General features: G+C 60.9%; 24 protein-coding genes. 15 read left to right on the top strand and 9 right to left on the bottom strand.

Annotation, left to right across the window (positions count from 1 at the left end; genetic code table 11):
• Positions 1–63: 63 nt before the first annotated feature.
• On the bottom strand, positions 64–1,458 hold the full coding sequence (argH, locus tag KZH41_RS30140; protein ID WP_263274177.1) for an argininosuccinate lyase: 1,395 nt from the start codon (positions 1,456–1,458) through the stop codon (positions 64–66).
• A gap of 503 nt (positions 1,459–1,961) precedes the next feature.
• Here argH and KZH41_RS30135 point away from each other — a divergent pair.
• The 7 genes from KZH41_RS30135 to rsd all read left to right on the top strand — a co-directional run bounded on the left by KZH41_RS30135 (position 1,962) and on the right by rsd (position 8,360).
• Positions 1,962–2,708 (top strand): LytR/AlgR family response regulator transcription factor, encoded by a 747-nt coding sequence (locus KZH41_RS30135; RefSeq protein WP_263274176.1) that lies wholly within the window; start codon positions 1,962–1,964, stop codon positions 2,706–2,708.
• A gap of 138 nt (positions 2,709–2,846) precedes the next feature.
• Positions 2,847–3,788 carry a hydroxymethylbilane synthase gene (hemC, locus tag KZH41_RS30130; protein ID WP_094948755.1) on the top strand — a complete coding sequence of 314 codons (942 nt, stop codon included), beginning with the start codon at positions 2,847–2,849 and terminating at the stop codon, positions 3,786–3,788.
• Entirely contained in the window at positions 3,785–4,534 is a 750-nt protein-coding gene (locus tag KZH41_RS30125; protein WP_094948756.1) for a uroporphyrinogen-III synthase, read from the top strand. The genes hemC and KZH41_RS30125 overlap by 4 nt, the downstream gene beginning before the upstream one ends.
• Before the next feature lie 39 nt (positions 4,535–4,573).
• Positions 4,574–5,689 (top strand): uroporphyrinogen-III C-methyltransferase, encoded by a 1,116-nt coding sequence (locus tag KZH41_RS30120; protein WP_094948757.1) that lies wholly within the window; start codon positions 4,574–4,576, stop codon positions 5,687–5,689.
• Between the two features lie 5 nt (positions 5,690–5,694).
• Entirely contained in the window at positions 5,695–6,936 is a 1,242-nt protein-coding gene (locus KZH41_RS30115) for a heme biosynthesis protein HemY (RefSeq protein ID WP_094948758.1), read from the top strand.
• 236 nt (positions 6,937–7,172) lie between these two features.
• Positions 7,173–7,694: a disulfide bond formation protein B gene (locus tag KZH41_RS30110; protein ID WP_094948759.1), complete on the top strand. Its 522-nt coding sequence runs from the start codon at positions 7,173–7,175 to the stop codon at positions 7,692–7,694.
• Between the two features lie 207 nt (positions 7,695–7,901).
• Entirely contained in the window at positions 7,902–8,360 is a 459-nt protein-coding gene (gene rsd / locus KZH41_RS30105; RefSeq protein ID WP_094948760.1) for a sigma D regulator, read from the top strand.
• 53 nt (positions 8,361–8,413) lie between these two features.
• Here the strand turns inward: rsd and KZH41_RS30100 are convergent, their stop codons facing one another.
• Positions 8,414–9,091, bottom strand: coding sequence for an FKBP-type peptidyl-prolyl cis-trans isomerase (locus tag KZH41_RS30100; protein ID WP_094948761.1), 678 nt, complete (start codon positions 9,089–9,091; stop codon positions 8,414–8,416).
• Positions 9,092–9,283: 192 nt separating this feature from the next.
• Between KZH41_RS30100 and KZH41_RS30095 the strand changes: the two genes are divergently transcribed.
• Positions 9,284–10,462: an AlgP family protein gene (locus KZH41_RS30095; protein WP_263274175.1), complete on the top strand. Its 1,179-nt coding sequence runs from the start codon at positions 9,284–9,286 to the stop codon at positions 10,460–10,462.
• On the opposite strand, the gene KZH41_RS30090 is transcribed toward KZH41_RS30095, so the two are convergent.
• Positions 10,459–10,923 (bottom strand): TIGR02444 family protein, encoded by a 465-nt coding sequence (locus tag KZH41_RS30090; protein ID WP_094948763.1) that lies wholly within the window; start codon positions 10,921–10,923, stop codon positions 10,459–10,461. The two genes, KZH41_RS30095 and KZH41_RS30090, sit on opposite strands and share 4 nt — an antisense overlap.
• A gap of 50 nt (positions 10,924–10,973) precedes the next feature.
• Between KZH41_RS30090 and KZH41_RS30085 the strand changes: the two genes are divergently transcribed.
• The 3 genes from KZH41_RS30085 (at position 10,974) to KZH41_RS30075 (ending at position 14,178) form a co-directional block, all read left to right on the top strand.
• The gene (locus tag KZH41_RS30085; RefSeq protein WP_094948764.1) at positions 10,974–12,884 is read left to right on the top strand and encodes an ATP-binding cassette domain-containing protein; all 1,911 of its coding nucleotides are present in this window, start codon (positions 10,974–10,976) and stop codon (positions 12,882–12,884) included.
• Positions 12,884–13,456 (top strand): mechanosensitive ion channel family protein, encoded by a 573-nt coding sequence (locus tag KZH41_RS30080; RefSeq protein WP_094948765.1) that lies wholly within the window; start codon positions 12,884–12,886, stop codon positions 13,454–13,456. Before KZH41_RS30085 ends, KZH41_RS30080 begins: the two co-directional genes overlap by 1 nt.
• Positions 13,457–13,545: 89 nt before the next feature.
• Positions 13,546–14,178 (top strand): LysE family transporter, encoded by a 633-nt coding sequence (locus KZH41_RS30075; protein WP_094948766.1) that lies wholly within the window; start codon positions 13,546–13,548, stop codon positions 14,176–14,178.
• A 138-nt stretch (positions 14,179–14,316) separates the two neighbouring features.
• Here the strand turns inward: KZH41_RS30075 and KZH41_RS30070 are convergent, their stop codons facing one another.
• From KZH41_RS30070 to KZH41_RS30055, 4 genes are read right to left on the bottom strand one after another with little or no spacing between them, the layout of a single operon-like run.
• The gene (locus KZH41_RS30070; protein WP_094948767.1) at positions 14,317–15,057 is read right to left on the bottom strand and encodes a penicillin-binding protein activator LpoB; all 741 of its coding nucleotides are present in this window, start codon (positions 15,055–15,057) and stop codon (positions 14,317–14,319) included.
• A gap of 3 nt (positions 15,058–15,060) precedes the next feature.
• Entirely contained in the window at positions 15,061–15,648 is a 588-nt protein-coding gene (gene lpoB / locus KZH41_RS30065) for a penicillin-binding protein activator LpoB (RefSeq protein ID WP_094948768.1), read from the bottom strand.
• A 35-nt stretch (positions 15,649–15,683) separates the two neighbouring features.
• Positions 15,684–16,052, bottom strand: coding sequence for a YcfL family protein (locus KZH41_RS30060; RefSeq protein WP_263274174.1), 369 nt, complete (start codon positions 16,050–16,052; stop codon positions 15,684–15,686).
• A gap of 10 nt (positions 16,053–16,062) precedes the next feature.
• Complete coding sequence (locus KZH41_RS30055) at positions 16,063–17,457, bottom strand: COG3014 family protein (RefSeq protein WP_094948769.1); 1,395 nt, start codon at positions 17,455–17,457, stop codon at positions 16,063–16,065.
• Between the two features lie 267 nt (positions 17,458–17,724).
• Between KZH41_RS30055 and KZH41_RS30050 the strand changes: the two genes are divergently transcribed.
• A complete protein-coding gene (locus KZH41_RS30050; protein ID WP_094948770.1) occupies positions 17,725–19,620 on the top strand; it encodes an FTR1 family protein in 1,896 nt (631 codons plus the stop codon).
• Between the two features lie 2 nt (positions 19,621–19,622).
• Positions 19,623–20,078 (top strand): YaiI/YqxD family protein, encoded by a 456-nt coding sequence (locus tag KZH41_RS30045; RefSeq protein WP_263274173.1) that lies wholly within the window; start codon positions 19,623–19,625, stop codon positions 20,076–20,078.
• 120 nt (positions 20,079–20,198) lie between these two features.
• On the opposite strand, the gene elbB is transcribed toward KZH41_RS30045, so the two are convergent.
• Positions 20,199–20,864 (bottom strand): isoprenoid biosynthesis glyoxalase ElbB, encoded by a 666-nt coding sequence (elbB, locus tag KZH41_RS30040; protein ID WP_094948772.1) that lies wholly within the window; start codon positions 20,862–20,864, stop codon positions 20,199–20,201.
• A gap of 116 nt (positions 20,865–20,980) precedes the next feature.
• Between elbB and KZH41_RS30035 the strand changes: the two genes are divergently transcribed.
• A complete protein-coding gene (locus KZH41_RS30035; RefSeq protein WP_094948773.1) occupies positions 20,981–22,216 on the top strand; it encodes a sterol desaturase family protein in 1,236 nt (411 codons plus the stop codon).
• Here the strand turns inward: KZH41_RS30035 and KZH41_RS30030 are convergent.
• Positions 22,197–22,850, bottom strand: coding sequence for a DedA family protein (locus KZH41_RS30030; protein WP_263275142.1), 654 nt, complete (start codon positions 22,848–22,850; stop codon positions 22,197–22,199). The two genes, KZH41_RS30035 and KZH41_RS30030, sit on opposite strands and share 20 nt — an antisense overlap.
• Positions 22,851–23,058: 208 nt before the next feature.
• Between KZH41_RS30030 and hemB the strand changes: the two genes are divergently transcribed.
• Positions 23,059–24,072, top strand: coding sequence for a porphobilinogen synthase (hemB, locus tag KZH41_RS30025; protein ID WP_094948774.1), 1,014 nt, complete (start codon positions 23,059–23,061; stop codon positions 24,070–24,072).
• Positions 24,073–24,085 lie beyond the last annotated feature (13 nt).

Raw genomic sequence — 24,085 nt, 5'->3', positions numbered from 1 at the left:
CTGCATTCCAAAGGTGGAACTCGGTCAATGTGGGAGCTGGCTTGCCTGCGATGCTTTTAGCTTTTAGCGACTGGCGAGCAGTTCCCGGCCGCGCACGACGGCTGCCTTGACCTGCGCCGGCGCAGTGCCGCCGATGTGATTGCGCGCATTCACCGAACCTTCCAGGGTCAGCACGGCAAACACGTCCTGTTCGATCTGGTCGCTGAACTGGCGCAGTTCTTCCAGGCTCATTTCCGCCAGGTCCTTGCCGGTGTCCACGCCGTATTTCACGGCGTGGCCGACGATTTCGTGGCAGTCACGGAACGGCAGGCCGCAGCGCACAAGGTAGTCCGCCAGGTCGGTCGCGGTAGAGAACCCGCGCAAGGCCGCTTCACGCATGATCGCGTGCTTGGGCTTGATCGCCGGGATCATGTCGGCAAACGCACGCAGCGAATCACGCAGGGTGTCGGCGGCGTCGAACAGCGGCTCTTTGTCTTCCTGGTTGTCCTTGTTGTAGGCCAGCGGTTGGCCTTTCATCAAGGTCAGCAGGCCCATCAGCGCGCCGAATACGCGGCCGCTCTTGCCACGTACCAGTTCGGGCACGTCGGGGTTTTTCTTTTGCGGCATGATCGAGCTGCCGGTGCAGAAGCGGTCCGGCAGCTCGATGAACTGGAATTGCGCGCTGGTCCACAGCACCAATTCTTCGGAGAACCGCGACAAGTGCATTATCGCAATGCTGGCGGCGGCGCAGAACTCGATGGCGAAGTCACGGTCGGACACGCCGTCCAGGGAGTTGCCGCCCACAGCGTCAAAACCCAGCAGCTGCGCGGTGTACTCGCGGTCGATCGGGTACGTGGTGCCGGCCAATGCGGCACTGCCCAACGGCATGCGGTTGGCGCGCTTGCGGCAATCCACCAGGCGCTCGTAGTCGCGGCTGAGCATTTCGAACCAGGCCAGCAGGTGATGGCCGAAGGTCACAGGCTGCGCAGTTTGCAGGTGGGTGAAACCGGGCATGATCGTGCCGGATTCACGCTCGGCCTGTTCCAGCAGACCTTGTTGCAGGCGGGTGATTTCGGCCAGGATCAGGTCGATTTCATCGCGCAGCCACAGGCGGATATCGGTCGCTACCTGGTCGTTACGGCTGCGACCGGTGTGCAGTTTCTTGCCGGTCACACCGATGCGATCGGTGAGGCGGGCCTCGATGTTCATGTGCACGTCTTCCAGGTCGACGCGCCAGTCGAACGTGCCGGCCTCGATCTCACCGCGAATGGTGGTCAGGCCATCGATGATGCTGTCGCGCTCGGCGTCGGTCAGCACGCCGACCTTGGCCAGCATCGTGGCGTGGGCGATCGAGCCCATGATGTCGTGGCGGTACAGGCGCTGGTCGAAGGTGACGGAGGCGGTGAAGCGCGCGACGAAGGCGTCGACGGGTTCACTGAAGCGGCCGCCCCAGGACTGGTTGGTCTTGTCGGTGCTCATGGATTCGCTCGTGATCTGCTTAAAAGAGGCGTGGAGGTGTGCCGCCGATAATAACAGGGTTGCCTGCGCAGGCGATGCTGCGGGTGGTCGGCATTTTTATTTGTGCGAAGGATGGCTAAGTGCCTTGCCGCCGAACGCATCCGGGAAGAGACTGGAGGGAGGCGTTAATTGAAACGATATTTGACGATTGAGCAATATCGTCTCAGCGAGCGTCTACAGTTGCACTGATAGAGCGTGAATGCACCAAAGTCGGGTGATGCGGTCATATCCCTGACTAGCCATTTAAAAACGGGGGTATTCGGATTGTGTATCAGCAAACCCTACGACGATGCCCGAAGGCAGCAGGTCTTGGGCGCAATTGAACAGGTCCGGGTAAATATGGGTGCCGCTGCCGGGGCACTTTTTGCCGCTCGCACTAGTCTTAGCGTGGATCGCTGTGACGCAAGTCACCGCACCTGTCTACGCTATCCTTGTGCGAGACTCACGCAGGAATCCAGCGCAATATGAATGTCCTGATCGTTGATGACGAACCCCAAGCCCGCGAGCGACTGAGCCGTTTGGTCAGTGAACTCGAGGGTTATACAGTCCTTGAACCGAGTGCCACCAACGGCGAGGAGGCGTTGACGCTGATCGACAGCCTCAAGCCGGATGTGGTCTTGCTCGATATTCGCCTGCCGGGCCTTGATGGCCTGCAAGTGGCCGCCCGCCTCAGCGAGCGAGAATCGCCGCCTGCCGTGGTGTTGTGTGCAGCTCAAGAAGAGTTTTCTGCACAGACGCTCGAAGACAGTGGTGTCAGCTTTGTCGCCAAGCCGGTGACCGCCGAAGCGCTGCTCAAGGCCCTGAAAAAAGCCGAGCGCCCTAACCGCGTGCAACTCGCCGCGCTGACCCAGCCGGCAGCCCAGAGTGGTAATGGGCCGCGCAGCCATATCAGCGCGCGGACGCGCAAAGGTATCGAGCTGATTCCACTGAACCAGGTGGTTTACTTTATTGCCGACCACAAGTACGTGACCCTGCGTCACGAGGACGGCGAAGTCTTGCTCGATGAGCCGCTCAAAGCCCTTGAGGATGAATTCGGCGACCGCTTTGTGCGCATCCACCGCAACGCGCTGGTGGCCCGCGAGCGAATAGAATGCCTGCAGCGCACGCCCCTTGGGCACTTTCAGTTATTCCTGAAAGGGCTTAACGGCGACGCCTTGATCGTCAGCCGACGCCACGTCGCGGGTGTGCGCAAGATGATGCAGCAGCTTTAGCCCAAGGCCTTTGGCGCGGTCTGCATACTTTATCCCGGTGTGATGCGGCCAGGGAGGCCCCGCACTTGCTGATTCAAATCAAAGCGTATTTGCCTGAGCTGTTATTATCTGCCGTATCTATTCAGTACGGATTGATCCATGTCCTCTCGCGAAATCCGCATCGCCACCCGTAAAAGCGCCTTGGCCTTGTGGCAGGCCGAATACGTCAAAGCCCGTCTTGAGCAGGCCCATCCGGGGCTGAAAGTATCCCTGGTGCCCATGGTCAGTCGCGGCGACAAGCTGCTGGACTCGCCATTGTCGAAGATCGGCGGCAAGGGCTTGTTCGTCAAAGAACTGGAAACCGCGCTGCTGGAAAACGAAGCCGACATCGCCGTGCATTCGATGAAAGACGTGCCGATGGACTTCCCCGAAGGCCTGGGCCTGTATTGCATCTGCGAGCGCGAAGACCCGCGCGACGCCTTTGTTTCCAACACCTACGCATCGCTGGAAGAACTGCCCCTGGGCAGCATCGTCGGCACCTCGAGCCTGCGTCGCCAGGCGCAGTTGCTGACCCGGCGCCCGGACCTGCAAATCCGTTTTCTGCGCGGCAACGTCAACACCCGCCTGGCCAAGCTGGATGCCGGTGAATATGACGCGATTATCCTCGCGGCGGCCGGTTTGATTCGCCTGGGTTTCGAAGACCGTATCACCTCGGCCATCAGCGTCGAAGACAGCTTGCCTGCGGGTGGCCAGGGCGCAGTGGGCATCGAGTGCCGCACTGCCGACAGCGAAATTCACGCCCTGCTCAAACCCCTGGATCATCAAGACACCGAAGTCCGTGTGACGGCCGAGCGCGCCCTGAACAAACACCTCAACGGTGGCTGCCAGGTGCCGATCGCCTGCTACGCCGTGCTGGAAGGCGAAAACCTTTGGTTGCGCGGCTTGGTAGGTGACCCGGCAGGTGGCACGCTGCTCACCGCCGAGGTGCGCGGGCCGCAACGCGATGCCACCGCATTGGGTATCCAGGTGGCAGAAGAGCTGCTGGAGAAGGGCGCTGGCGCCATTCTGCAGAAAGTCTACGGCGAGGCCGGCCCGCAGTGACCGACTGGCGTGTGCTGCTGACGCGGCCTGCCGAGGAGTCGTTGGCCCTGGCCGCGACGTTGTCCGACGCCGGTATTTTCAGCAGCAGCCTGCCATTGCTGGGCATCGAAGCCTTGCCGGTAACGGCTGAGCAGCAGGCGGTTTTTCGTGACCTGGGCCGTTATAACGCGGTCATTGTGGTCAGCAAACCGGCTGCGCGACTGGCCTTGCAACTGTTGGATCAGCCCTGGCCGCAGTTGCCGTGGTTCAGCGTCGGCGCGGCCACCGCGCAGGTACTGGCCAACCACGGCCTGACTGTTCACTACCCGCCAAGCGGCGACGACAGCGAGGCCTTGCTTGCATTGCCGGCCTTGCGCGAGGCTATTGCACAGCCAAATGCCCGAGTGCTGATCTTGCGTGGCGAGGGTGGGCGGGGGCTGCTGGCTGAGCGTTTACGCGAGCAAGGTGCTAGTGTCGACTATCTGGAGTTGTATCGTCGTTTCCTTCCGGCTTACGACCCGGGGGCGTTGATGCAACGCATCCAGTTGGAACGCTTGAACGGCGTGGTGGTCAGCAGTGGGCAGGGTTTTTTGCACCTGCAAGCCTTGGCTGGCGAAGATTGGCCTGAGGTAGCGCAGCTGCCGTTGTTCGTGCCCAGCCCGCGGGTCTATGAAATGGCGCGGGCCGCTGGCGCAGAAAAAGTTGTGGATTGTCGCGGCGCGAGTGCCGCGGCTTTGTTAGTGGCGTTGCGCAGCTGTGCCATATAAGGCCGCCGCCCCACTCTCTGATACGCAAAGGACGGATACGTGAGCGAAACAGCCTTGCCTAAAGATGAAGCCCAACCCGCACTTGATGTGCCGGTTGAGTCACCGGTCAGCGCGCCACGCCGTGGCAATGGTCTGGCAATCGTAGCCCTGTTGCTTGGCGCCGCAGGTGTTGCCGCCGGCGGTTGGGGCATCTGGCAGGTCCGCGCCCTGCAAGCCAGCAGCCAGCAACAGCTGGGCCAGGTGCAGACCCTCGATGACCAATCCCAGGCGCTCAAGCAGAGCCAACAACAGCTGGCCGCTCGTTTGGCACAGTTGCCCGCAGCGGATGAGCTGGAGGAGCGTCGCCGTCTGGTCGCCCAGTTGCAGGGTGATCAGCAGCGCTTGAGCCAGCGCTTGGAAACCGTGCTGGGTGCCAGCCGCCAGGACTGGCGGCTGGCCGAGGCCGAGCACCTGATCCGCCTGGCCAGCTTGCGTCTTTCCGCACTTCAAGACATCAACAGTGCTCAGTCGCTAGTCCAGGGCGCCGACGAAATTCTGCGCGAGCAGAGCGACCCAGGTTCCTATGCCGCGCGTGAGCAGTTGGCCAAGAGCCTCGCCGCGCTGCGCAGCACCGAGCAGCCGGACCGCACCGGCCTGTACCTGCAACTGGCGGCACTGCGTGATCAGGTCGTGCAACTGGCGGCCATTGCCCCGCAATACCAGCTCACCGAACCGGCCTCCCAAGGGCGCCCAACCACCGATACGCAAAGCCGCTGGAGTGAATGGTGGGAGCAGATCTCTCGCTACTTCCGCATCGACTTCAACCCTGACGACAACATTCGTCCGTTGCTTGCCGGCCAGGGCCTGAACCAAGTGCGCCTGGCCCTGAGCCTGGCCCTTGAACAAGCGCAATGGGCCGCGCTCAACGGTGAAACGGCGGTGTACAGCCGCTCCCTGGGTGAGGCGCGCAGCGTGCTGCAAGACAACTTCAACCAGGACAACCCGCAGAGCAAGGCGATGCTGGCGCGGATTGCCGAGCTTGAGCCCAAGGCCGTCTCTGTGGTCACGCCGGACCTGGCTGCAAGCCTGGCCGCCGTGCAGGCCTATCTTGAACGCCGTCATCTGTCTGCCGATGAAGCCAAGGCGTCGGCGGGCACGCCGGCGACCAAGGAGTAGAGCCGATGAAGCGCTTCTATGTGATTTTGGTGCTGGCGATTGCAATCGCCCTGGCACTGGCTGTGGGTATTTCGAAACACACCGGTTACGTGCTGATTACCTACCCGCATCTGCTGCATTACGAGTCGAGCCTGTGGGCCACGCTGGTGGCGGTGTTTGCAGTGGTTCTGGTGATCTACTTGATCCGCGTGCTGCTGAGCTTGCTCACCACCTCCGGTGGCGTGGTCAACCCGTGGTCGCGGCGCAACCGGAGCCGTCGGGTACAGATCGCGATTGAACAGGGCCAGATGGACCTCGCCGAAGGCCGCTGGGCCAGCGCCGAACGCCACCTGCACCGTGCCGCCGAAGCCGAGCGTCAACCGTTGCTCTACTACCTTGGCGCAGCGCGTGCGGCCAATGAGCAGGGCCGCTATGAAGAGGCTGACGCTTTGCTGGAGCGCGCCTTGGAGCGTCAGCCCCAGGCGGAGTTGGCGGTCGCCTTGAGTCATGCGCAATTGCAGATGGACCGCGGCGACACTGAAGGTGCGCTGGTCACCCTGCAAGCGATGCACGAGCGTCATCCGCATAACCCGCAGGTGTTGCGTCAGTTGCAGCGCTTGCATCAGCAGCGGGGCGATTGGCCGTCGGTGATCCGTCTGCTGCCGGAGTTGCGCAAGGACAAGGTGCTTCCCGCCAGCGAATTAGCTGAGCTGGAGCGTCGCGCCTGGGGTGAAAACCTTGGCCTGGCGGCCCAGCGTGAAGAGCAGGGCGAGGCCGGTTTACAGTCTTTGGACCGGGCATGGGAGCAACTGACTTCCGCCCAGCGCCAGGAGCCACAACTGGTGCTGGCTTACGCTGAGCAACTGCGTCGATTGGGCGCCGATGCCAAGGCCGAGGAGGTACTGCGCGGCGCGATCAAGCGCGGTTACGACAGCCACCTGATCCGGCTTTACGGTTTGCTGCGTGGCGCAGACCCGGCTCGACAACTGAAATTTGCCGAAGGCTGGCTGAAGGACCATCCGGGTGATGCCAGCCTGCTGCTGACCCTGGGTCGCCTGTGTTTGCAAACCAGTTTGTGGGGCAAGGCGCGGGACTACTTGGAAAACAGCCTGCAGGTGCAGCGCAATCCTGAGGCATGCGCTGAGCTGGCGCGTCTGCTTGCCCAATTAGGTGACACGGAGCGTAGCAACCAATTGTTCCAAGAAGGGCTTGGCCTGTTGGACAGCCGTCTGTTGGCCGCACCATTACCCGTTCCTGCACGGGTTTGAAGTAGGAAAGAGGGTGGAGGTTGGCTCAGAAGCGTCTGAGGGCCAGCCCTCCATCACTGTGCAAATGCTGGGTCTAAAGCCCTGCGTAGTAAATTCCTACTGCTGACGGCTTGAAGTCATCCATGTTCTGGCGGCATATCCCCATGCTCTTGCGGAATTGTCTGCTCTAGCGCGTATTGAAAGGGGTCGGGCCTTTCCTCTACCGTAACGACCTATCTCTTGCGGTACGGATAACAATGTCTTTGGCCCCTTCACGCTCCTTGTTTTTCCTGGCGTTCATGGCTGGAGCGCTGACGTTGGGTGCGTCTTTTTATCTTGAATATGGCGCGCTGCTCCGTCCGTGTTTCCTGTGCCAGATGCAACGCATCTTTCTGGCAACCTTCACGCTGATCAATTTGATGGCTGCGTTCCATAGCCCACGGCGCTCTGCGGCCTACTTTTATGCGATGGGCAGCATGGGGTGTGCATTGCTCGGCGCCATCACTGCCGTGCGGCAAGTGCTGCTACAAAATGCCGCGCCGGAGCAGGCCACCGATTGCTGGCCGAGCTTGCAGTACATGATCGAAAACCTGTCGTTATGGCAGGCCCTGCAATTGACGGTCAAAGGCACCGTTGATTGTGTGGAGATCAACTGGACACTGTTTGACTTGAGCCTTCCCGAGTGGAGCCTGTTGTTCTTCGTGGCGATGCTGATCCTGGGCATCATGCAGTTTTCACCGCTGTTATTCGGCCGCCGCTTGGGCCTTGCAACGCAGTAAAAGTAAGTCGCAGTGGGTAGGAAGGGATTAAACACTTGTATGAACTTTCTCTCCTGCGTACCTTGAAGCGATAGTCATGCGGGCATAATCTGGCCCGCACGCATTATCGAAACCGTTTGTCAGATGCGGCTTTGTCCGGCTGCCGCTTTATCCTTGAGTTGCGCGGGCACAGAGCGGCAGCGCCTCCTATAGGGAAGAGAGATCATCATGCTGGAAAGTTGTCAGAATGCTCAGGAACGCTGGGGTGGGGTGCACAAGCTGATCGACAGCTGGTTGAAGGCACGTCACGAACTGGTTCGAGCCTTTGATGCTCTCGGCGCCAAGCCCGAGGCACTGGCTGAGAATCGCGAACCGCTGCAAGACTTTTGCGGTGTATTGGTGGACTACGTGTCTGCCGGCCATTTCGGGGTCTACGAGCAACTGACCAAAGAGGCGGAAGCCTTTGATGATCAGCGCGGTCTGGAATTGGCCGAGACCCTTTACCCACGCATTGATGTCATCACGGAAAAGCTGCTGGCGTTCACCGACCTGTGTGATGCCGGCAAATGTGTTGCGGAAAAATTCAAAGAGCTCGGTGGGTTGCTACATGAGCGTTTCGAACTGGAAGACTGCCTGATCGAAGTGCTGCACAACGCCCACAAGGAAGAGGCGGCCACCCAGGCCTGACCCTTCGCGGCGAGAAAAAAAACGGTGCGCATGGCGCACCGTTTTTTATTGGGTCAGTGGCGGGTACCGAGCAATTCGATCTCGAACACCAGCGGCGTATACGCGGGTATCAACTCACCTGCACCGTCGGCGCCATAGGCTTGCGCCGATGGAATCACCAGGCGCCATTTCGCACCTACCGGCATTTGTTGCAGGGCGCTGCTCCAGCCGCTGATCACGCTGTCCAGGCGAAACCACTGCGGCTGCGTGCTCTTATCGAAGACGGTCCCATCGGGTAACCGACCCACGTATTTCACTTGTACCTCATCACTGGCCAACGGTTTGCTGCCGTTGCCGGGTGTGAGTTCCGTAAGCAGGATGCCATCTGCCAATTCGCGTACGCCGCTTGCGGTTTTTTCCTTGGCTAAAAATTGCTGCTCAGCGGCGAGTGCTTTTTCGCTGCTTGGCACCTCGGCGTCGGCTGCGCTTTGTGCTTCGTGCTGGGCCAGGATCTGCTCGATGCGTGCGTTGTCCAGCGCCAGTGGTTTGCCTTGGTAGGCTTGCTTGAGGCCGTCGACGAGGGCCTGGATCTGCAGGTCGGGGACTTCCTGGCGCAAGCGTTCGCCGAGGCTCGCCCCCAGGCTGTAGGCAAGATCGTGTGGGTCTTGGGCAGTGGTTTTGGGCGGCGATTGCTCACCCGCATTGGCTGCAAAAACCGCCAAGCCAAGCACTAAAAAAAGGTAACGCGACATGAGCATTCTCCCGCCGAAAGTGCGACGGATTATGCCAGTGTGAGTGCGCAAAAAGTGCCGTGGATTTTCGTTATATCGATAAGATTTTTCGCACGGTGCAACGCAAGGCAAACGATACTGTCAACATGCCCTAGCGGCGGTAAGAGCAGAGGGCTAGTATGAGCCGCACCCACGTCAGCCAGGAGGTAAACCATGTCGGCCAAACAGAAGCCTGTAAATACCCCGTTGCATTTGCTCCAACAACTTTCGGGCAGCTTGCTCGAACATCTGGAAAGCGCGTGTTCCCAGGCCTTGGCCGATGCAGAAAAACTGCTCGCCAAACTGGAAAAACAACGCGGTAAAGCGCAAGAAAAGCTGCACAAGTCCCGCACCAAACTGCAAGACGCCGCCACTGCCGGCAAGGCCAAGGCTCAAGCCAAAGCCAAAGGCGCGGTCAAAGAACTTGAGGACCTGCTGGACGCTCTCAAGGATCGCCAAGCTGAAACCCGTACCTACATTTCCCAACTCAAACGCGATGCTCAGGAAAGCTTGAAGCTGGCCCAGGGCGTTGGTCGAGTGAAAGAAGCTGTGGCTAAAGTGCTGGGCGCTCGTACTCCGGCAAAAGCTGTTGCGTCGAAGGCTTCGGCTAAGACTGCGGTCAAGCCAGCGGCTAAAAAAACTGCTGCTGCAAAACCAGCCGCTAAGCCAGCTGCCAAAACCGCTGCTGCAAAACCAGCCGCTAAGCCAGCCGCCAAAACTGCTGCTGCGAAACCGGCCGCTAAGCCAGCTGCCAAAACCGCTGCTGCAAAACCAGCCGCTAAGCCAGCCGCCAAAACTGCTGCTGCGAAACCGGCCGCCAAGCCAGCTGCCAAAGCTGCTGCTGCGAAACCGGCCGCCAAGCCAGCTGCCAAAACTGCTGCTGCAAAACCGGCCGCCAAGCCAGCTGCTGCGAAACCAGCTGCCAAGCCAGCTGCTAAAACTGCTGCTGCAAAACCAGCTGCCAAGCCAGCTGCTAAAACTGCTGCTGCAAAACCGGCCGCCAAGGCAGTTGCCAAAACTGCTGCTGCGAAACCGGCCGCCAAGTCAGTTGCCAAAACTGCTGCTGCGAAACCAGCCGCCAAGCCAGTAGCCAAAACTGCTGCTGCGAAACCAGCCGCCAAGCCAGCTGCCAAACCTGCTGCTGCCAAACCAGCCGCTAAGCCAGCAGTTGCAAAACCAGCTGCAAAGCCAGCAGTTGCAAAAGCAGCCGCAAAACCTGCTGCTGCAAAGCCTGCACCGGCCAAGCCAGCAGCCTCGGCTGCTACCCCGGCTGCGTCCACCGCGCCAACCGCATCGGCCAGCAGCACCCCTGCACCGGTAGCGCCAAGCACCACCCCAACCAGCGCTTCCTAAGTGCCGGTGGCCATGGCGCGCAGCGATTGCAGCGCGTCGTGGTCAAGGTTGGCGGCTTCGGTCGCCAAGCCTTCAAGCCATCCTTGGTGATCCTCGCTTTCTCCGATCGGCCATGCTTGCGTTAGCGTCTCCAGCCGCGTCAGCAACTCCCGTTCCGCCTCCTGCTCCAGGGCTTTGACCCGTTCGCGTAACGCCGCCAATGGCTCATCCTGCTGCGCCATGGCTCGCCACTGCACGCGCACCTGTCGTAACGGTTCGACCACTTCTTTCTGCCACGGCCGCGCAATGTCCTGCAGCGCCTGCATGCGTTCGGGCGTCGACGCCACGCCGCGTTGCTCCAGCCACGCGCCACAGAGCAGCAGGCACACATCCGCGCCTTTGGCCTGTAAACGCAGGCAAGCGGCCTCGACGCCCGGGCGGGCGTAAATCGAGAGGGCAAAGCTCCACAGGTCAGCGCACATATTCACACCCAAGCCAGCGGCCAACGAAGCTGGTAGACTCCGCCGCCATTATGATCCGACTTCAAAGCCTAACATTACAGCGTGGCCCGCAACGTCTTCTTGAAGACGCCGAGCTGACCCTGCACGCCGGTCACAAAGCCGGCCTGATCGGTGCCAACGGCGCCGGCAAATCCACGTTGTTCGCTCTGTTGCTGGGTGAGCTGACCCCGGATTCCGGGGACTGCCTGCTGCCGGCCGACTGGCGCATCGCCCATATGCGCCAGGAGATCGACACCCTGGACCGTATCGCGGTCGACTACGTGCTCGATGGCGACCAGCGCCTGCGTCAGGTGCAACACGACCTGGCCGAGGCCGAGAAAGCCCAGGACGGCGCCGCCCAGGCCCGCCTGCACTCGGAACTCGACAGTGCCGACGGCTACACCGCCGACGCCCGCGCCCGCAAGATGCTTGCTGGCCTTGGTTTTACCAACGAGCAGATGGATCGCCCGGTCGCCGACTTCTCCGGTGGCTGGCGCATGCGCCTGAACCTGGCCCAGGCGCTGATGTGCCCCTCGGACTTGTTGCTGCTCGACGAACCGACCAACCACTTGGACCTTGATGCGATCCTGTGGCTGGAAGATTTCCTCAAGAGCTACCCGGGCACTTTGCTGCTGATTTCCCACGACCGGGATTTCCTCGACGCCGTGGTCGACAACATCGCCCACGTCGAACAGAAGAAAATCACCCTGTACCGTGGCGGCTACACTGCGTTCGAACGTGCGCGCGCCGAGCGCCTGGCCCAGCAGCAACAGGCTTTCGAGAAGCAGCAGGCGCAGCGTGCGCACATGGAAAGCTACATCGCCCGGTTCAAGGCCCAGGCCACCAAGGCCCGTCAGGCCCAGAGCCGGATCAAGGCGTTGGAGCGCATGGAAGAGCTGTCGGCGGCCCACGTCGATTCGCCGTTCGACTTTGTCTTCCGCGAGTCGGTGAAAATCTCCAGTCCGTTGCTGGATCTTTCGGATGCACGCCTGGGTTATGGCGACAAAACCATCCTGGAGAAGGTCAAACTTCAGCTTACGCCGGGCGCGCGCATCGGTTTGCTCGGCCCTAACGGTGCGGGCAAGTCGACGCTGATCAAGAACCTGTCGGGTGAATTGCAGCCCCTGGCTGGCCGCCTGACCCGTGGTGAGAACCTGGTGGTGGGCTACTTTGCCCAGCATCAGCTGGACTCCCTCGATGCCAAGGCCAGCCCGCTGCTGCACCTGCAACGCCTGGCGCCGACCGAGCGCGAGCAAACCCTGCGCGACTTCCTCGGCGGCTTCGACTTCCGTGGCGCGCGCATTGATGAGCCGGTGCTGAATTTCTCCGGTGGCGAAAAGGCCCGACTCGCCCTGGCATTGATCGCCTGGGACCGTCCGAACCTGCTGCTGCTTGACGAACCCACTAACCACTTGGACCTGGAAATGCGCCTGGCGCTGACCATGGCCTTGCAGGAGTTCAGTGGTGCGGTGCTGGTGGTCTCTCACGATCGCCACTTGCTCAAGAGCACCACCGACAACTTCCTGCTGGTGGCTGACGGCAAAGTCGAAGAGTTCGACGGTGACCTGGACGACTACGCACGTTGGCTGACGGACTACCGCCTGCGCAACGCGCCGGCCAGCAATACGCCGGTCAACCCGGACAAGACTGACAAGAAAGCCCAGCGCCAGGCTGCCGCCGCACTGCGCCAGCAGTTGGCACCGCACAAGCGCGAAGCCGACAAGCTGGAAGCCGAACTGGGCAAGGTGCACGAGCGCCTGGCCAAGATCGAAGCCAGCCTGGGTGACAGCGCCGTGTACGAGGCGGCGCGCAAGGACGAACTGCGCGACCTGCTCGCCGAACAGGCCAAGCTCAAGGTGCGTGAAGGTCAGTTGGAGGAAACCTGGATGGAAGCCCTCGAACTGCTCGAAAGCCTGCAAGCGGAGTTGGAGGCGCTGTCCTGATGGAAGCGCTGCAATTGCCGTTGCCGACGCAGTGGGTCGAACCTGCCTGGGTCGGCGTGCAAATCCTGCTGATCCTGCTGGCCGGCTACCTTGCCCAACGCTTCGTCGCCAAAGGCCTCACCCGTCTGGGTGAGCGTTATCCGTTCCCGCCGCAACTGCTGATGCCGCTGCGCGGAGGCTTGCGCTGGCTGATCATGGGCAGCGCGCTGATCTTCGTGCTGGGCCGCCTCGGTGTGTCCGCCACGGTGTTGTGGACGGCGCTGTCGGGGTTTGTCGCGGTGGCTGCCGTGGCGTTCTTCGCCATGTGGTCGGTGCTGTCCAACCTGTTGTGCGCGATCTTGATCTTTACTGTCGGGCCGTTCCGCCTCGGTGACATCGTCGAGCTGGTGGATACCGTCGACAAGCCGGGCGTCAAAGGCCGGGTCGTTGCGATCAATCTGCTCTACACCACGCTGATCGAAGTCGAAGAAGCGGGCACCGACAGCGCAATGGTGCAAGTGCCCAACAGCCTGTTCTTCCAGCGCTCGGTGCGGCGCTGGCCTGGCACTCATGTGTTTCCGGGCGACCGCTAGCAGCCAGCCCCATCAAAAATAGATAGCCAGCCTTTGGTCGGCGGAGTTAGCTTTAGGTACAACCGCTAACTCTTTCCCTGAGGTGTGTAATGGCACTCGACACATGGCTGGCCTTTTTCGTGGCCAGTTGGATCATTTCCCTTTCCCCTGGCGCCGGTGCCATCGCTTCGATGTCCAGCGGCTTGCAATACGGTTTCCTGCGCGGTTACTGGAATGCCATTGGCCTGCAATTGGGCCTGGCGATGCAGATTGCCGTGGTCGCGGGCGGCCTGGGTGCCATTCTGGCGGCGTCTTCCACCGCGTTTTATGCGATCAAATGGTTTGGCGTGGGCTACTTGGTGTACCTGGCGATCAAGCAATGGCGAGCCTTGCCCATGGACATGAGCGAGGACGCGGCGATTCGCCCAATCGGCAAGCCAATGGCGATGATGTTCCGTGGGTTCCTGGTCAATGCCAGCAACCCCAAGGCCCTGGTGTTCATGCTGGCGGTGTTGCCGCAGTTCGTGAACCCGCAGGCGCCGCTGCTGATCCAGTACCTGATCCTGGGCGCGACCATGATCAGCGTCGATATGATCGTGATGGCAGGCTATACGGGGCTGGCGTCGAAGGTCTTGCGCATGTTGCGCACGCCTAAGCAGCAAAAGCGCATGAACCGCACGTTTGCCGGGTTGTTTGTTGGCGCTGCTGGCTTTCTCGCCAGCTTGCATCGCGCAACGGCGTAACTGACGAAACCAGATTAAAAATGTGGGAGCTGGCTTGCTTGCGATAGCAGCACCTTGGTGTAACTGATACACCAAGGTGTCTGCATCGCAGTCAAGCCAGCTCCCACATTTGATTTGTGTTGCTTGTGAAGTCGCGGCTCAGCGCAGAATCTTCGGCGCCTCATCCCTTGGCAGGTTATTGCGCAGCGCAGGCTTGCCCGGGTCTTGATACCCGCCGCCCAATTGCTCCGCCAACTGCCGTGCCACATCCTCACCCAAGGCTTTCGACACTTCCTTCACCACGCGCGGCCGGTTCAAGCTCACGCGAACATCGCGGCTGTTCACCAGCTTCGTGTCCTGGCCTTCACCCATGGCGGTAAACGCCGAGGTGATCTCAAAGGTGCGCGTGTTGATCAGGCTGAAATCCGCCACCAGCGTCAGGCCGAGCACGGCCGAATAGCTATTGGTGTGGTCCAGGGCGTTGATGTCCTGGGTGAAGTCGATGTCTGACAGGGTGCCGAACAACACGTAGTCCGCGCCCTTGAAGTTGCCGGCCTTGATGCGCTTGATCACGTCATACACGTCACCCTTGGCATCGGCGGTGTAAGGCGTGCCCTGCACCAGCTGGAACTGGCGCGACTTGAGAATCTCGCCCTTGATATCACCGCTGAATTTACGCAGCTCGGTCTGTTCGATGTAGCTGGTGCGGCTTTCGTACTCGCTGTAGCTCGACGCACCGCTGGCGTTATACGCGCTGGCCTGGAAGTTATTGCTGGCCGAAACCGCGTGGATGTATTCCTCGACCCGCGCCTCGTAGGCAAGGTCGGTCACCGCGATCTTCGGGGCGGCCGAGGCGCCAAAGGCGCACAGCAGGCCGATCATGCCGATCCATGCACGCATTGCTTAGCGCTCCGTGGTTTTGCGGATTTCTTTTTCGTCCATCCATTCGGCCAGGCCGCTCTCGACGTCGATCAGTTGCAGGCTGAACTTGTAGAACACGTCCTTGTAGTCCGAGCTGCGTTTGACGATGGAGCTGATGGAGCCTTCCAGGCGGTACTTGGCGGCGACCATGTTGCCGGTCTTGCTGACCGTGGATTTCTTGTACAGGCCGCTCTGGTTCTGCAGCTTGAGCTGGTCGACCTGGCTTTGCATGTCGGTGTTATCGCTGGCGAAGCGGGCGGTGCCGGTCTTCATCAGTTGGGTCTTGATCGACGTGGTGATCTCGCGGGTGTCGATGTACTCGCTGGTCTTGTTCTTCACGTCATACACCTGCACCACCGGGCGGCCTTGCAGGATGCCGGACTGAGCCAGGGAGCGGGTCATGCTTTCGGCGATCATCTGCAGGTCGGTGGAACCGAACTCGTTGGTCACCAGTTCCACAGCCTTGGTGTCGCCGTAGCTGATGTTCTTGCCGCCGAGTACCGGCGAGGTGTTGGAGCAACCGCTGGCCAGAAGGGCGACGACGGCGATGATCGAGAAGCGTGCAAACATGGGGAAATCTCTCTGAATTCTGATAGAGCAGCGGCTCAAGGGGTTTTCACTTCAAGACGGAAGTCCGCGGCCTGGGGCAGGTTAGCGATGGCCGGCAGGAAGGTTGCCTGGTTGGCGTACAGGTTCAGCACTTTCCAGGTTTCTTCATCGCCTACCGGGAAGCCATCGGCACCCAGCCAGGAGAAGCGGTAGTACATCATCTGGTTGCTGCTGGTGATGTTGCTCAACTGCACTTTGGCGGTGAGGAAGCCGTTTTCACGGGCCACACGAATGGCGCCGACGGCGATGCCCTTGAATTTGCCCATCACCACGATTTTGCTGGCGGCGCTGCCAGGCTCCGGCGGCGGGGTGGCGCAGCCGGCGAGCAGGACCAGCGCCAGGGCGCCGAGGATGAAATGACGCATAGCGTGCTCCTTAAGGTTGTTTGAGGGCGATGGCTTGAGTGGAAGTGCTCGGCACTACACGGGCCGCGAGGCCGCCGGCGAATACTTGGTTGCCGACCACGCGCAGGGTGATCACTTGGTAGCGCTGATCGGCCTTGACCGTCACCAGCGTGCCGCCCAGGGCGTTGGGCAGGCTGACCTGATGGTCACCGTGCTTGAGGCGCAGGCGCGTCACTTGGGTCATGTCCGGCAGCGTGCGCCAGGTGCGGGTGTCGGCCCCTTCGGTCACGGCCGAGGCGATGCCCAGTACCAGACCTGCCATGGGGTTGGCCTTGTTCAGGTTGTTTTGCGCAATGCCACGGCTGACCGCACGCACGGTGGTGCGCAGGATGATCCCCGGCATGTCGTCACGCAGGGCGCGGCGCGACATGGCGGTGGTGCTGTTGAGTGCGGTGAGGTTCTGTTGCTTGCCGTCGACGCCGATCTGGGCAAAGGTCGCCGTGGAGTTGTCAGCCTTGATCACCGGGAACGACAGCGGCGTGATCACCAGGCGGCCGTCGATCGGGATCGGCAGTGGCAGGCGAATCGAGTCACGCGCCGGTGCCAGGCCGCTCTGGACCACAATCAGCACGTCGGTCTCGTCGGCACCGACCTTGGATTTGTCCAGGTTCAGCAACGCTTGCTCCAGCAGCGGCGTATTGGGGCGCAGCTCGGCGGCCTTGCGATAGCCGGGCGCCGCCAGGTCTCTTTCGCCCAGGGCTTCGTAGACAAAGCCTGCCAGGTAATGGCTGAACGCACTCTGGTAGCTGTTTTTCAGGCCGACCACTTCCGGTGCATCCAGTGCTTCTATCGGGTAGCCGCGCAGGTCTTTGATCTGGGTGGTGACGCCCTGGCGCTCGGCTTCGTTTTCGCGCTTGAGGTATTCCTTGTCGCGCAAGTCGGCGATGACCGCTTCGCGCTCGTGGGTCTTCTTGATCTCGGTGCGGGCACCATCGAAGTCGTTCAAAGCCAGCAGGTTCAAGGCCATCTGGGTGGTCAGCATGACCTTTTCGTAGTCATAACCCTCGTAGCGACGCACTTTGTCGTTGACCATGAAGCTGCCGAACTGGGCGAGGTACTTCTCGCTGTCGAACTTGACCGACTCTTCCCACTTGTAGACTTGCAGGTCGGCGCTGCGCCAGGCGGTCTGGCTACCGGTGAGGTCGCCTTTGGCACGTAACAGCTCGCCCTTTTCAAAGAAATAGAGCAGGTCCTTGTCTTCGCCGGTGTTGTTCTTTTCCAACAGGGTCAGGGCGCCGTCGACATTGCCGGTGGCCAGCTGTTGGTTGGTGGCTTGCAGCTCGGTGTCGTAGCTGCGAAACATCGTACAACCGGATAACAAGGTAACCGCCGCGAGTGCGAGTGGGGTCAAGGCGCGAAATGCCATGTAAACGTCTTCCCTGAAAGTCATCAGCCGATGTGCTAGTTCCTCATAAGAACGAGGAAATAAATTCCCTTTCGCAATAACAGGGCGCGGCATTATAGGCACCGCGAGTGGCAAAACAATGGCTTTTTGCTGTGATGTAATCGACAAATGCCATCGCTGGTATCTCGAAATAACGCATCCCTTCCGACGAGAAATCATTAACGCCTTGAGTCAAACCTTTTAACGATAAACAATGTGTTACTTCGCATTTCCACTTGAGATTCATTCATGACTGCCCCCTACCGTTTTCTCGCCTGGCTGCTGTTGCCGGTGTTGATGTCGTGCAGCTTCAACCTGCTGGCTGCGACTGCCGAAGGCGCCCCGCAAGCCCTGCATCTGCTGGATTACATTGGTGCTGACTACCCACCGACGGTGGAGGCGGGCAAGGTTATCGATGAGTCTGAATACCGCGAACAGCTAGAGTTTCTCGGCGTTTTGCAGGGCTTGGTGGCTGAACTGCCGCAAAGGCCGGAGCGCGCGGAGCTGGTCAAGGGCGTCGACGAATTGTTAGCGGCTGTAACCGCTCATCAGGATGGCGCGACAGTCGCCCGCCAAGCCCGTCAGTTGGGCGCCAAGCTCGCGGTGGCGTATGAAGTCAGCCAGGCGCCGGCGATCACGCCAGACCCCGCGCGTGGCGCACCGCTCTATGCCCAGCATTGCTCGGTATGCCACGGCACTGCGGGCGCGGGTGATGGCCCAGCGTCCACAGGCATGACGCCGCCGCCCGCTAACCTGCGCGATGCCGTGCGCCTTGATCGCCTCAGCCTCTATGCGATCTACAACACGCTCGGCCTGGGCGTTGAAGGCACCGACATGCCGTCCTTCGCCGATCAGTTGGACGACCGTCAGCGCTGGGACTTGGCAACCTACATCGCCGGCTTCACGGCTGACCCGGCCGCGGCCAAAAGCGAACAACCGTTCAACTTGGCCGACCTGGCCCGCCAGACCCCCAATGAAGTGCTGGCAGCCAGTGGTCCGGGCGCGGCCGCGACGTTCCGCGCCCAGCGCGCGCAACCGCCGCAGGTCAAGCGTGGCCCGGCGCAGTTGCTCGATTACACCGCCAGCACGCTGGACAAGAGCCTCGCCGCGTTCCGTAATGGTGATCACGAGCAAGCTTACGACTTGTCGGTGGCCGCGTACCTGGAAGGCTTCGAGCTGGTGGAAAGCTCGCTGGATAACGTCAATGCCAACGTGCGCAAGGACACCGAGAAAGCCCTGATGGCGTACCGGCAGTCGTTGCAGGACGGCCTGCCGATCGAGCAGGTGCAACAGCGCCTGGACGTGGCCAAGGGCAAACTCACCGAATCTGCCGGCTTGCTGGGCAGCGATGGCTTGAGCTGGTCGTTGAGCTACATCTCCGGCTTGCTGATCCTGTTGCGTGAAGGCCTGGAAGCGATTCTGGTGCTGGCGGCGATCCTGGCGTTCCTGCGTAACACCGGCCAACAGTCGGCGGTGCGCAGCGTGAACGTCGGCTGGGGCCTGGCGCTGTTGGCCGGCCTGGCGACCTGGGCATTGGCGGCGTATGTGATTGACGTCAGCGGCGCCCAGCGCGAATTGCTTGAAGGCTGTACGGCGTTGTTCGCCAGCGTGATGGTGTTGTGGCTGGGCGTGTGGATGCACGACCGACGCCACGCAGCGGCTTGGCAGGATTACATCAAGAGCAGCCTGGTGGGCGGCGGCGGGCGATTTGGCTTTGCGGTGCTGGCGTTCTTCTCGGTGTACCGCGAGTTGTTCGAAGTGATCCTGTTCTACGAAACCCTGTGGCTGCAAGCCGGCCCCGCCGGGCACAACGCGGTACTGGCGGGCGGCGCCACGGCGCTGGTGTTGCTGGTGGGCCTGGCGTGGGTAATCCTGCGCGGTTCGGCGAAGCTGCCATTGGCGTTGTTCTTTGGCATCAACGCGGCGCTGCTGTGTGCCTTGTCGGTGGTGTTCGCCGGGCATGGCGTCAAAGCGTTGCAGGAGGCGGGCATTTTCGGCACGCGGCCGGTGGCGTTCTTTGACTTCGACTGGCTGGGCATCCACGCCGATGCCTACTCATTGAGTGCGCAGGCGGTGGCGATCCTGGCGATTGTGGTGCTGTACGGCCGCAGCCGCCTGACTGAAAAACGCCGCGTGGCGGCCTAACCATGCGCGTATGGATCGATGCCGATGCCTGCCCACGGGCGGCCAAGGACCAAGTGGTGAAGTTCGCCCTCAAGCGCGAGTTCGAGGTGGTGCTGGTGGCGGGGCAGAGCCAGATCAAGCCGAGTTTAGCCTGTGTAAAGCTGATTGTGGTGCCCAGCGGCCCAGATGCGGCGGATGACTACCTGGTGGAGCACGCGGTGCCTGGGGAGTTGGTGATCTGCAGCGACGTGCCCCTGGCCGACCGCCTGGTGAAGAAGGGCGTGACGGCCCTCGACCCACGCGGTAAGGAATTCAGCCCGGCGAACATGAGCGAACGGTTGGCGGTGCGTAACCTGTTTACCGATCTGCGTGAGCAGGGCCAGATGGGCGGCGGCCCACCGCCCCATGGGGAAAAGGATAAGCAGGCTTTTGCCAATGCGCTGGACAGGATACTGACCAAGTTGATGCGCCAGGCCTGACCTCTTGTGAGCAGGGCTTTTTGTGGCTGACGGGTTTGTTGTGGCGAGCAAGGCTTGTTGTGGGGAGCGGGCTTTTCGTGGCAAGCCCGCTAGCCACAACATAAGTGTTCGGCGACCCGATCAATCATTCTCGTGGGTCAATTCCAACACCCGATCCACCAGTTTGTTGATGCCTGACGCCACTTCACTGATGCTCTTGCCGAGCATGTAGGCCGGGGTGCTCACCAGTTTGCGTGCCTTGTCCTCGACAATATCCTCAACCCCGCATTCCTGGTGGGTGGCGCCCATCTTGTCCAGGGCAGCGGCGGTGTCGGCGCAATTGCCGATGGTGCAGGTGACGCCGGGGCCGTAGATCTTCGCGGCGAGTGCTGGCGAGATACAGATCAGCCCCACCGGCTTGCCCGCTTCAGCAAACGCTTCAGCCAGCGCCAGCACCTGCGGGTTGACGCTGCAACCGGCGCCTTCCACGGCAAAGTTCGACAGGTTCTTCGCCGCGCCAAACCCGCCGGGCACGATCAGCGCATCGAAGTCTTCGGCGCTGGCCTCACGGATGTCCTTCACGTCACCCCGGGCGATGCGCGCCGATTCGACCAGCACATTGCGCGACTCAGGCATTTCCTCGCCGGTGAGGTGGTTGATCACGTGGTGTTGAGCGATATCCGGCGCAAAGCATTGAACCTGGGCGCCACGCTGGTCCAGGCGCAGCAAGGTGATGACGCTTTCGTGTATCTCTGCACCGTCGTACACGCCACAGCCGGAAAGGATCACTGCAACTTTTTTGCTCATGAGTATTTCTCCCTATTTCATGGCGTTAAATGTCTACTAATTTGTCACCTGTTGCCAATGGGATCTTGCTCCGCTACACCTAATCTTGATGTAACAAAAATAGACCGGACTAGCCCATGGACTTCGTGCCTTACGCGGTACCGTTTTTCATCGCCTTGATCGTGGTTGAGCTGCTCGCCGACCACTGGCGCGGCGAGCGCAACTACCGGGTGGCGGACGCCATCAACAGCCTCAGCACCGGCGTGCTCTCGACCACCACGGGGCTGCTGACCAAAGGCGTGGGCCTGCTGACCTACGCGTTCGCCCTCAAGCACCTGGCACTGATCGAACTGCCTGCCCAGAGCGTGTGGACCTGGGTGTTCGCCTTCGTCTTCTACGACTTCTGCTACTACTGGCTGCATCGCTGCGGCCATGAGCGCAATATTCTGTGGGCCGCGCACTCGGTGCATCACCAGAGTGAGGACTACAACCTGACCACCGCTTTGCGCCAGACCAGCACCGGCTTTCTGCTGAGCTGGATCTTCTACTTGCCTCTGGCCGTGGTGGGCGTGCCGCTGGTGGTGTTTATCAGCGTGGCGTCGCTCAATCTGCTGTATCAATTCTGGGTGCACACCCGCCATGTGCCCAAGCTCGGCTGGTTCGAGTGGTTCTTCGTCACACCGTCCAATCATCGGGCCCACCATGCACAGAACGCTCTCTACATGGATCGCAACTACGGCGGGGTGTTCATTATTTGGGACCGCCTGTTCGGCAGTTTCCAGGAAGAAGACGATAACGAACCGGTGATCTTTGGCGTCACCACGCCTTTAGCCAGTTGGAACCCGCTGTGGGCCAACCTGCAGTTTTATGCGCAGTTATGGAGTGACGCACGACGTACCGAGAGCGGGTGGGACAAGCTGCGCATCTGGTTCATGCGCACCGGCTGGCGCCCGGCAGACGTTAAAGCCAAATACCCGCTGGCTAAGCCTGACTTGAGCCAGTTCCGCAAATTCGAAGTGCCGTTGGACGCGCGCCAGCAGGTCTACATCGCCCTGCAATTTGCAGCGTATGTGGGGTTTGGCAGTTATCTGATGAATTTTGGCGAAGGGCTGTCTACGGCGGCGCTGATCCTGGGCTGGAGTGCGATGGCGTTGGGGTTGTTTACGCTGGGCGTGGCCCTGGAGAACCGCCCTTGGGCGCTAAAGGCTGAGCTGGTGCGCCTGGGGCTGAATGTGCCGCTGGTGTGGCTGGCGCCGGCGGTCGGGCTGTGGCCGGCCAGCAACTTAGGCTGGCTGGGCCTGGTGAGTTACAGCTTGCTCAGCGTGATCGGCCTCTACTGTTGCAGAGACCGGCTTACTCGATTGGCGTCTTAGGCGCCTCGACCGCCTCGACCGCCTCGACCGCGGCGGGCTCGGCGGCGAGCCGGGCTTTTGCATCTTCGCAGGCCTGGCGGGCAATGCGTGCGTTTTTGAAGCGGCGACGCAGCCACAGGCCTAAGCCCAGCAGCAGTAGCGCGCCCAACACCCACAGCTCATATTTCTTGATGCTGCCCAGCATGCCTTCCAATACCGCGCCAAAATGGTACGCCGCAGCGCCAAGCGCTGCCGCCCACACCGCTGCGCCAATGCCGTTCAGCACCAAATAGCGCAAAGGCGGGTAACCGGACAAGCCAATCGCCACAGGCATGACGGTGCGCAGACCATAGACGAACCTGAAGCTCAGCACCCAGATGTCCGGATGCTTACGGATATGTTCCAGCGCTTTGTCGCCCATCAATTGCCAGCGCGGCTTGCGCGCCAGCAGTTTGCGGCCGTGCTTGCGCCCCATGAAGTACCACAGCTGGTCGCCGGCGTAGCTGCCACAAAAGGCAACGACCACGACCAGATTGATATCCATGTATCCACGGAACGCCAAGAAGCCTGCGAGAACCAGGATGGACTCGCCTTCAAAGAACGTGCCCAAGAAGAGCGCAAAGTAGCCGAAGTCATGCAGAAATTGTTGAAGCATGGTCTGGGGTGCTGGCGAAATGAACGCGCAGCCTACGCCTTCGTGAACATTCATGAAAGTATCGAGATGTGTCACGAAGTGAACAATTCCTACATAAACGACGAATGCGACTACAGGTCGCATCGATAAGCACAACTGTCATTCCTTCGTCATAATGGCCGCTTATAACTGCAACGCTCGCCCGTAAACGCGGGCTCAGGAGTCTGTCGTGAGCTTTACCCCTGCCAATCGCCTGTTCCCTGCCACCCGCCTGCGCCGTAACCGTCGTGATGATTTTTCTCGCCGCCTGGTCCGTGAAAACGTGCTGACGACGAATGATCTGATCCTGCCGGTGTTTGTGCTGGACGGTGAAAATCGTCGGGAAGCAGTGGCGTCGATGCCGGGTGTGGAGCGTTTGACCATTGATCAGTTGCTGATCGAGGCGGCGAACTGGGTCGAACTGGGGATCCCGGCGGTTGCGCTGTTTCCGGTGACGCCGTCTGAACTCAAGTCGCTTGATGCTGCGCAAGCCTGGAACCCGCAAGGTATCGCTCAGCGCGCCACCCGCGCCTTGCGCGAGCGTTTCCCGGAACTGGGGGTGATCACCGACGTGGCGCTGGACCCGTTCACCACCCACGGCCAAGATGGCATTCTTGACGAAGACGGCTATGTTCAAAACGACATTACCGTCGATGCGCTGGTTAAACAGGCGTTGTCCCACGCAGCCGCAGGCGCCCAGGTCGTCGCGCCGTCGGACATGATGGATGGCCGCATCCAGGCGATTCGCGAAGCCCTGGAGCTGGCCGGTTACGTTAACGTACGGATCATGGCCTACTCGGCCAAGTACGCCAGCGCCTATTACGGCCCGTTCCGCGATGCGGTGGGCTCGGCGCTGAACCTGGGCAAGGCTAACAAGGCCTCGTACCAGATGGACCCGGCCAACAGCCATGAAGCCCTGCACGAAGTGGCGGCCGACCTGGCCGAAGGTGCCGACATGGTGATGGTCAAGCCTGGGATGCCTTACCTGGACATCCTTTATCGGGTCAAAGAGGAATTCAAGGTGCCGACCTTTGTCTATCAGGTCAGCGGTGAATACGCCATGCACATGGCCGCGATCCAGAATGGTTGGTTGAGTGAAGGGGTGATCCTCGAATCCCTGACTGCCTTTAAACGTGCTGGCGCTGATGGCATCCTGACCTACTTCGCCGCCCGCGCTGCCCAATTGCTTAGAGAGCAACAATAGCCCTCACAGGAAC

It is taken from the genome of Pseudomonas sp. YeP6b (genome assembly GCF_025642995.1).
Taxonomy (GTDB): Bacteria; Pseudomonadota; Gammaproteobacteria; order Pseudomonadales; family Pseudomonadaceae; genus Aquipseudomonas.
This window is presented reverse-complemented; position numbering and strand designations above follow the sequence as displayed.

Coding starts and splice junctions, on each gene's coding strand:
- argH (WP_263274177.1), bottom strand. CDS start 1,458: ATGAGCACCGACAAGACCAACCAGTCCTGGGGCGGCCGCTTCAGTGAA.
- KZH41_RS30135 (WP_263274176.1), top strand. CDS start 1,962: ATGAATGTCCTGATCGTTGATGACGAACCCCAAGCCCGCGAGCGACTG.
- hemC (WP_094948755.1), top strand. CDS start 2,847: ATGTCCTCTCGCGAAATCCGCATCGCCACCCGTAAAAGCGCCTTGGCC.
- KZH41_RS30115 (WP_094948758.1), top strand. CDS start 5,695: ATGAAGCGCTTCTATGTGATTTTGGTGCTGGCGATTGCAATCGCCCTG.
- KZH41_RS30110 (WP_094948759.1), top strand. CDS start 7,173: ATGTCTTTGGCCCCTTCACGCTCCTTGTTTTTCCTGGCGTTCATGGCT.
- rsd (WP_094948760.1), top strand. CDS start 7,902: ATGCTGGAAAGTTGTCAGAATGCTCAGGAACGCTGGGGTGGGGTGCAC.
- KZH41_RS30100 (WP_094948761.1), bottom strand. CDS start 9,091: ATGTCGCGTTACCTTTTTTTAGTGCTTGGCTTGGCGGTTTTTGCAGCC.
- KZH41_RS30095 (WP_263274175.1), top strand. CDS start 9,284: ATGTCGGCCAAACAGAAGCCTGTAAATACCCCGTTGCATTTGCTCCAA.
- KZH41_RS30090 (WP_094948763.1), bottom strand. CDS start 10,923: ATGTGCGCTGACCTGTGGAGCTTTGCCCTCTCGATTTACGCCCGCCCG.
- KZH41_RS30085 (WP_094948764.1), top strand. CDS start 10,974: ATGATCCGACTTCAAAGCCTAACATTACAGCGTGGCCCGCAACGTCTT.
- KZH41_RS30080 (WP_094948765.1), top strand. CDS start 12,884: ATGGAAGCGCTGCAATTGCCGTTGCCGACGCAGTGGGTCGAACCTGCC.
- KZH41_RS30075 (WP_094948766.1), top strand. CDS start 13,546: ATGGCACTCGACACATGGCTGGCCTTTTTCGTGGCCAGTTGGATCATT.
- KZH41_RS30070 (WP_094948767.1), bottom strand. CDS start 15,057: ATGCGTGCATGGATCGGCATGATCGGCCTGCTGTGCGCCTTTGGCGCC.
- lpoB (WP_094948768.1), bottom strand. CDS start 15,648: ATGTTTGCACGCTTCTCGATCATCGCCGTCGTCGCCCTTCTGGCCAGC.
- KZH41_RS30060 (WP_263274174.1), bottom strand. CDS start 16,052: ATGCGTCATTTCATCCTCGGCGCCCTGGCGCTGGTCCTGCTCGCCGGC.
- KZH41_RS30055 (WP_094948769.1), bottom strand. CDS start 17,457: ATGGCATTTCGCGCCTTGACCCCACTCGCACTCGCGGCGGTTACCTTG.
- KZH41_RS30050 (WP_094948770.1), top strand. CDS start 17,725: ATGACTGCCCCCTACCGTTTTCTCGCCTGGCTGCTGTTGCCGGTGTTG.
- KZH41_RS30045 (WP_263274173.1), top strand. CDS start 19,623: ATGCGCGTATGGATCGATGCCGATGCCTGCCCACGGGCGGCCAAGGAC.
- elbB (WP_094948772.1), bottom strand. CDS start 20,864: ATGAGCAAAAAAGTTGCAGTGATCCTTTCCGGCTGTGGCGTGTACGAC.
- KZH41_RS30035 (WP_094948773.1), top strand. CDS start 20,981: ATGGACTTCGTGCCTTACGCGGTACCGTTTTTCATCGCCTTGATCGTG.
- KZH41_RS30030 (WP_263275142.1), bottom strand. CDS start 22,850: ATGCTTCAACAATTTCTGCATGACTTCGGCTACTTTGCGCTCTTCTTG.